Below are 6986 nucleotides of genomic sequence, written 5' to 3'. Positions count from 1 at the left end.
GGCAGAGATGGTCGACAGCAGTGCATTGAGGCGTTGGCCAAATCCCTTGGGGAAGTAGACGTCCTGGTGGCACAGCAGCACCCAGTCGCTGTTCACATGCTGCAGCGATTGCGTGAGCGCCTCGGCCGGCGTGGCTGCGTGGCGGTAGGAGATGATGCGCGCCTGCACTTCATGCAGCCCCGGCGATTGCTCCACGTTGACGCGCAGTTGCTGTTCTTTGGTCGTGGGCACGACCACATCGAACAGGGCTTGCGAGGAAGCTGGCACCACATCATCGAACTGGCGTTGACAGTGGATGATGAAGTGCTTCATGCGGTGCACGCGGTCTGCGCAGCCTGGTGGCACGCCCAAGGCATCGCCCATGTAGCGCACCGCAGCGGCCAGCTTGTCATCGGCAGGCGGCTCTGCCTGGTGGTCTGCCAGCGAGGGTGTCCAGCCCGCATCCAGCAGCAGCTTGAAGATGGTCGAATGAGACTGGAAGCGTGGGTGCGCACGGTCCAGGCTTTGCGGATCATCGGGCAAGGCTGCACAGCCAGTTGACGGATCCGCTTCGATCAGATGCGCCAGCGTCGACAGACAGGCGTGGTTTTCTGCCAGCACATACATGCTGCCACCTGCGCTCAGCAGATCACCCAGTTCGGCCAGCACCTTGGCGGCGTTGGGCAACCATTCCAGCCGGTTGACCACGATCAGATCAAAGCTGCTGCCAATGTGCAGGATGCTGTTGGCGTGCAGGTCCACGCTCAAAGTCTGGTTGACGGCAGCGTGTACCTGGCCAGGCATCACCGGATGGCTGCTGACGCCGACCCAGTGGCACTCGCCGTGCCGCGCCTTGTAGGCTTGAGCCAGTTCGCCCAGCCCGCAGCCCATTTCCAGCACACGGGAGGCCGCAGGCAGGGCCGCCAGCAGCTTTTGCAAGGCCGGCGAGGCCGCTCGTGCGGTGCGCTCGCTGCTGATGGAGGCAGGTGCCCCACCGCTGATCACGATCAGAGCTGGGGGCGGCGCATTGAAAGTGGCAGGTGCATTCATACTGCCATGATGGGCTTTTCGCCCAAGGGCGATCGGCCAATCAGGTGTGCGAAGCGTGCGTTAATCCCGGCCTGAGCGGGCTGGCATGGGGCGGCCCCCTTCAGATTGAAGCCATCGTGCCGAGCAGCAGGTCCAGGTTGTGCTGAGCCAGGTAGCTACCTCGGCCATGCACGGCGCCTTCCAGCGCGGGGTTCTCGCCGATCGTCAGGCATTGGCGCCAGGCGTTCTCGACCATGGGCAAGATCTCGTGGGCTTGCTCGGCTTGGGCCATTGCCAGGTCCAGCAACACGTCTCCCAGCACGAAATAGAAATCCGGCGAATCGGGCCAGTTGGGCATCTCGGCTTCGGCTAGGTGGATGGCCTCATCGAGTCGGCCCAGGGCCTTGAGCGTGAACAGGCTGCGCAGGATCAGGTCATGTCGCCATGGGGGATCCCGGCGGGCCTGTGTGCCCAGCAATTGCAGTGCGGGTGCATATGCCTGCCAGGCGGCATCGAAGCGGTCATGCACTTCCTCGTCCTTGCCGAGCTGGTAGTGCAGATAGGCATCCTGCGGGCGCTCGGCCACGGCCTGTTGAAGCAGTTGCTGGTTGCGCGATCCCTTGGCTTGCATCTGCTCGGGCATATAGCCATCGTGTTGCACGATCACGGCCAGATCCTGGCGGGGCAGGGCGGACACGGGTTGTTCGTGGATGCGGCCTTCGTAGCGCACGCCTTTGGGCAGCACGCGTGGCAGCCAGCTGGATGCGGCTTGTTGCTGCGTGGCACCTGATGCGGCATAACTGCTGCGCACATCGATGCGCCCGATGAAGTCTGGCTGTTGATGGCGCAGTGCGGCGATGAGTGGGCCGCCTTCTGCCAGGGTCTCGTCGGCGTCCAGCACCAGGTGCCAGTCCGCATCGCTGCACGCCAGGGCGGCATTGCGCGCTGCAGCAAAGTCATTGATCCATGTGAAGTGGTGGACCTGAGCGCCTTCGGCCTGGGCCAGTACCACTGTGTCATCGGTCGAGCCGGTGTCCAGCACGATCATCTCGTCCACCCAGGGGCGCACGCTGCGCAGGCAACGCGCGACGCAGCGGGCTTCATTGCGCGCAATCATCACCAGGGCAATGCGGGGCATGAGTGGTCCGGATAGGGGAGTTGCTCGGCATTGTGGCGACGAACTTGAGGGCTGAACCCCTGAACAGGGCCTGGGACAACACCTAAATAGCGGCACCGCAGGGCCTTTACTGGTGGCTTACCCCGGGATCGCCTGATTGCAGAATCTCTTCAAGGTACTAAGCTCAATCCGAGTCGATGCAGGAGAGTCCCATGCGCGTACGACTGATTTCCGTGTTGTCGATCCTGATGTCGATGATGGTGACTGCGCGTGCTCAGGATGCAGAGACGGAGGTCGTGCAGCAGGTCAGCGCGGTCCAGGCGCACCTGAGGGCCTCTGAACCACAGTCAGACAGGCATGCGTCTGCCGTGCCGACCTTGGCAAGGCTTGTGGGCAAGTTGCTGTCCGAGCAACTCAAGGATGTCCGCATCGAGTGGGAGCCCGTTGCCGGTCAGACGCAAAGCCCGGGCATGCAGCAGCAAGGTGTCTTGCACCTTAACCGCCGTGCCGAGATCTGCTATGACAACTACCGGATAGGCTTCAAGCGCGACGGCGTGGCCATGCGCTACGAGCTGACCTTCTGAGGACGTTCCAGGCAGCCTGACGCCTTATCGGGCCGAGATGCCCGGCATGACCAGGATGTTGTCGAACATGTGCGATTTGTTGTCCACACAGTCGCCCTGCACCCATTGCAGTGACATCAAGTTGTAGAAGGTGGCGGGCAGCATCACGCGTTGCCAGCCTGGTTTGCCGTCCAGGTGAACGGCCAGACGCACGGTGGTACCGTCTGTCTTGATCCCGGTGAAGGTCACACGGACGGGGCTGTCGGCATTGGCCTCCGCCAGGTCCATTGTCAGCACCGAGAATGGCTTGCCAGTTTGGGAGGCGAGGGTGGTGGTGGCATTGCAGCTGTTGGCCAGCATGGCGATGCTGCCGCCCACATTGGGTGCCCATTGGCGCCCCACCACATGGAACCCAACCGGGTGCTCGTCATCCGGCGCTGCTGAATAGCTCAGCACATAACCTTTGGCGCGGTAGACCTGGCCCACATTGCAGATGGGCTGGTTTTTGGCGCAGACCTGGTCTTCAAAGTCCAGCACGGCTGCATGGGCCAATGGCGCGCAGGCCAGCAGGCTCGCAGCCCATGTCAGGCGCCGGGCGGGAGATGTGAAACGGGGTAAAACCATGTTGCTCTCTGAATCTTGTAGTTCTATCGGACGTCGAGCGGCTGATTTTAGTGAACGAACAGTCGGACGCGTGTTTCAGAACAGTTTGCGCCCGGTCAGGCGCTCGTGCTCCCGCACTGCGAAACGATCGGTCATGCCGGCAATGTAATCGGCGACCGAGCGGTGCAGGTCATCCCGTCGTGCAAAATCGGCCGGCATCGTTTCAGGTTGATCCACGTAGGCGTTGAAAAGTTCGATCAGCACCTGCTTGGCTCGCGCCGTGGTTTCATTGACTTGGCTATGGCGGTACAACTCCTTGAACAGGAAGCGCTTGAGTTGCGTGCTGGCCTCGCGCATGGGCTGGCTGAAGCGCACCAGTGGCGGGCAGCGGCGGGCCTCGTCGGCCGTCAGCGGCATGTGCTCGGCCAGATGGGCGCGCGTGGCGTCGATCACGTCGTACACCTGTTGCGAGAGCATGCGGCGGATGGTGTCAAACAGCAAACGTTTGCCGGTGGCGTGTGGATGCTCGGACAGGGTCTCATCACGGAAGCGCACGAACAGCGGCACGGCTTCCAGTTGTTCGATGGTGATCAGGCCGGAGCGCACGCCGTCGTCGATGTCGTGCGCGTTGTAGGCGATCTCATCGGCCAGATTGCACAGTTGCGCTTCCAGGCTGGGTTGCGTGCCCTGCAGAAAGCGGCGTCCCACGCCGTTGGGCTCTTGCGATTCCAGCAGCTCGGCGTGAACCTTGGAGCAGTGCTTGAGGATGCCCTCGCGCGTCTCGAAGCTGAGGTTCAGGCCGTCGAAGCCGGGGTAGCGTTCTTCCAGCTTGTCGACCACGCGCAACGATTGCAGGTTGTGCTCGAAGCCGCCATGGCCCTTCATGCACTCGTTGAGCGCGTCCTGACCTGCGTGGCCAAAGGGCGTGTGGCCCAGGTCATGCGCCAGGGCAATCGCCTCAACCAGATCCTCGTTGAAGCCCAGTGAGCGGGAAATGGAGCGCCCCAGTTGCGCCACTTCCAGCGAGTGCGTCAAACGGGTGCGGAACAAGTCTCCTTCGTGATTGAGGAAGACCTGTGTCTTGTAGACCAGGCGCCGGAACGCCGTGCTGTGCACGATGCGATCGCGGTCGCGCTGGAAGTCGCTGCGGGTGGGGGCGGGCGGCTCGGGGAAGCGGCGCCCCCTCGTTTGCTCAGGCTGACTGGCGTAGGGGGCTAACCACATGGGCTTGTTCTGTCGTGAAGTCGATCAGCGGGTGTGCGCGGCGATCACATCGCGGACCAGGGCGTCTGGTGCAGACCTGGTATTGGCCTGCCCCAGTGGCCCGACGACCACGAACTTGATCTCACCACCTTCGGCTTTCTTGTCCACCTGCATCAGTTCGATGTAGCGGTCGGCGCCCAGGTCAGGGCCCTTCACAGGCAGGCCAGTGCGTTCGATCAGGGCGCGGATGCGTTGCGCGGTGGCCTCGTCGATCAGGCCCAGGCGGGCAGACAGATCGGTCGCCATGACCATGCCGCAACCCACGGCTTCGCCGTGCAGCCATTCGCCATAGCCCATGCCGGCTTCAATCGCATGGCCGAAGGTGTGGCCGTAGTTCAGGATGGCGCGCAGGCCCGCTTCCTTTTCATCCTGACCAACGACCCAGGCCTTGATCTCGCACGAGCGCTTGACGGCATGCATCAGTGCGGTGCGGTCACGGGCCAGCAGCTTGTCCATATTGGCTTCGAGCCAGCTCAGGAACTCGGCGTCTGCGATCGGGCCGTACTTGATGACCTCGGCCAGGCCGGCGAGCAGTTCGCGCTGTGGCAGGGTGTCGAGGGTATCGAGGTCGCAGATCACGCGCTGGGGCTGGTAGAAGGCCCCGATCATGTTCTTGCCCGCAGGGTGGTTGATCGCGGTTTTGCCACCCACGCTGGAATCGACCTGGGCCAGCAAGGTAGTGGGCACCTGCACGAAGGGCACGCCGCGCATGTAGCAAGCGGCTGCAAAGCCGGTCATGTCGCCCACCACGCCGCCGCCCAGGGCGTACAGCACGGTCTTGCGGTCAGCGGCTTCTTCCAGCAGTTTGGTGAAGATCTGGTTTAGCGCTGGCCAATCCTTGTACTGCTCGCCATCGGGCAGTTCCACGTCCAGCACGGTCTTGTGATGGGGGGCGAGGGCAGCGCGCAGCTTGGCCGTGTACAGCGGGCCGACTGTCGTGTTGGTCACGATCAGCGCCTTGGACGATTTGGGCAGGCCGGCAAAGGTGTCCGCCACCAGCAGGCCGCCGCCAATCAGGATGTCGTAACTGCGGTCACCCAGGTCGATGCTGACTTGGGTGTTGCCGGAGGTGGGGGCGGATGCGGGAGGGAGCGGTGTCGATGCCATGAGCCTGGTGTGCGGGCGAGAGTGGTGCGATGAACGCGCCCCGAACTTCGCGGAAGTTCGGTCCCGGCCGCGACGCAGGGGGCATGAGGAGTGTATCAACGCCTCTGGAAAAGTTTAACACTGCTCTGCTGCCCACCTTCAGGTTCGGCAGACGGGGGGCAAGGCCTGGCTTTAACTCGTGGCCGCGAGCAGGGCCCCGATCAGGCCCGCGATCAACAGGATCACCGTCGGGCCGATGCTCAAGCCGAACCCCAGACTGCGGCTGGCGGGATCTGTGGTGTATGAACGCAGGTAGACCGTGCGACCGACCACGAACACCATGCCAATCGCCGCCATGACGGCAGGCGACCAGTGGCGTGCAGCCAGCCAGAGCGCAGGCAGGAACACCGCCAGCAATTCCAGCGTGTTCATCTGCACGCGGTAGTAGCGCTCGAACATCTCATGGCCTGTGACGGCTGGTGCAGACACACCGTACTTGCCACGGGCGCGACCGACCAGGGCACCAAAGACGATGTATTGAAGCAATGCAATGACGGTGACGATCTCGATCCAGGCCATGGCGGCGCTCCTTGTTGACGCGGTTATCAGGGTTTGAGGCCAACGACAGGCACATAGATGATGTGCTGAAGCTTGTCGATAGGGGTGTTGTCAGGGCTGTTCAGGTGGTGAATGCGGACGCCGCAGTCCTGATCAATGCGCCAGCCGGTGGCAAGTGCCTGGTTGACCATCTGATTGATGGCCGGTTCGATACCGTCGTAGTGGCCGGTGTAGTGCCTTGACAGGAAGCGGCATGCCGGCAGGGTGATCAACTCAACGCCCGAGGGATGTGCCGGCTTTTCAGCCACGGCAATGGCCGCATAACTCGTGCCTTTGATGGTGATGCTGCGTTGAGGAAAGACCACTTTCACGTTGGCGCTGGGTTGAGCGTAGTAGCCGACCAGTTTGCCGAACGCTTCGGCATAGGCTGCTGGTGTGCCGTTGGCTGTGCGAACCGCGATGACCACTGTCTCTGGTTGCTTGACCAGCTCGGGTTCAACGTCTTTGGCTTGTGCCGCCAGGCAAGCTGTTGCGGCCGATAAGGCGGCGATCAGTTTGTTCACGTTCCCTGTCCTGTTGTTTGATCACAGGACACTGTAGTGGATTTGCCGCCAAGTTGACGGTTATCACAGTACCAGCGTTAGCGGGAAATGATGCACACCCCTGAGCGTGGGTGTGCATGGAATAGGGGTGACGAGCCTGAACCCCGGCACTGAAGGTAATCGGTTAGGGCTGCTTCGTTCCCGACCTGACCCGGTTGGCCGCACCCCCATGCGGGGAGGCCCGTC

Annotated in this window: 8 protein-coding genes and 1 other RNA gene; 1 reads left to right on the top strand and 8 read right to left on the bottom strand. The window is 62.6% G+C overall.

Features of this window, described 5'->3' with window-relative positions:
• Positions 1-1029: methyltransferase domain-containing protein (locus EPO09_RS01405; RefSeq protein WP_290639434.1), on the bottom strand; the 1029-nt coding region annotated here is incomplete at its 3' end.
• 100 nt (positions 1030-1129) lie between these two features.
• Positions 1130-2146 carry a glycosyltransferase gene (locus EPO09_RS01400; protein WP_290639432.1) on the bottom strand — a complete coding sequence of 339 codons (1017 nt, stop codon included), beginning with the start codon at positions 2144-2146 and terminating at the stop codon, positions 1130-1132.
• Positions 2147-2337: 191 nt separating this feature from the next.
• Between EPO09_RS01400 and EPO09_RS01395 the strand changes: the two genes are divergently transcribed.
• Positions 2338-2709, top strand: coding sequence for a hypothetical protein (locus EPO09_RS01395; protein WP_290639430.1), 372 nt, complete (start codon positions 2338-2340; stop codon positions 2707-2709).
• Positions 2710-2733: 24 nt separating this feature from the next.
• On the opposite strand, the gene EPO09_RS01390 is transcribed toward EPO09_RS01395, so the two are convergent.
• The 6 genes from EPO09_RS01390 to ffs form a co-directional block, all read right to left on the bottom strand.
• Entirely contained in the window at positions 2734-3312 is a 579-nt protein-coding gene (locus EPO09_RS01390; protein WP_290639428.1) for a hypothetical protein, read from the bottom strand.
• A gap of 75 nt (positions 3313-3387) precedes the next feature.
• Positions 3388-4515: a deoxyguanosinetriphosphate triphosphohydrolase gene (locus EPO09_RS01385; RefSeq protein WP_290639426.1), complete on the bottom strand. Its 1128-nt coding sequence runs from the start codon at positions 4513-4515 to the stop codon at positions 3388-3390.
• Between the two features lie 24 nt (positions 4516-4539).
• Positions 4540-5661 carry a 3-dehydroquinate synthase gene (gene aroB, locus EPO09_RS01380; protein WP_290639424.1) on the bottom strand — a complete coding sequence of 374 codons (1122 nt, stop codon included), beginning with the start codon at positions 5659-5661 and terminating at the stop codon, positions 4540-4542.
• Between the two features lie 171 nt (positions 5662-5832).
• Positions 5833-6219 (bottom strand): MAPEG family protein, encoded by a 387-nt coding sequence (locus tag EPO09_RS01375; RefSeq protein ID WP_290639422.1) that lies wholly within the window; start codon positions 6217-6219, stop codon positions 5833-5835.
• Between the two features lie 26 nt (positions 6220-6245).
• Positions 6246-6761, bottom strand: coding sequence for a GyrI-like domain-containing protein (locus tag EPO09_RS01370; RefSeq protein ID WP_290639420.1), 516 nt, complete (start codon positions 6759-6761; stop codon positions 6246-6248).
• A 126-nt stretch (positions 6762-6887) separates the two neighbouring features.
• An RNA gene (gene ffs / locus EPO09_RS01365) (signal recognition particle sRNA small type) lies at positions 6888-6986 on the bottom strand.

Origin of the sequence: Aquabacterium sp., from assembly GCF_004297345.1 — a bacterium.
Classification (GTDB): domain Bacteria; phylum Pseudomonadota; class Gammaproteobacteria; order Burkholderiales; family Burkholderiaceae_C; genus Aquabacterium.
This window is presented reverse-complemented; position numbering and strand designations above follow the sequence as displayed.

What these genes read in the sequence shown, in the direction of transcription:
- EPO09_RS01400 (WP_290639432.1), bottom strand. Translation starts at nt 2,146, where the DNA reads ATGCCCCGCATTGCCCTGGTGATGATTGCGCGCAATGAAGCCCGCTGC.
- EPO09_RS01395 (WP_290639430.1), top strand. Translation starts at nt 2,338, where the DNA reads ATGCGCGTACGACTGATTTCCGTGTTGTCGATCCTGATGTCGATGATG.
- EPO09_RS01390 (WP_290639428.1), bottom strand. Translation starts at nt 3,312, where the DNA reads ATGGTTTTACCCCGTTTCACATCTCCCGCCCGGCGCCTGACATGGGCT.
- EPO09_RS01385 (WP_290639426.1), bottom strand. Translation starts at nt 4,515, where the DNA reads ATGTGGTTAGCCCCCTACGCCAGTCAGCCTGAGCAAACGAGGGGGCGC.
- aroB (WP_290639424.1), bottom strand. Translation starts at nt 5,661, where the DNA reads ATGGCATCGACACCGCTCCCTCCCGCATCCGCCCCCACCTCCGGCAAC.
- EPO09_RS01375 (WP_290639422.1), bottom strand. Translation starts at nt 6,219, where the DNA reads ATGGCCTGGATCGAGATCGTCACCGTCATTGCATTGCTTCAATACATC.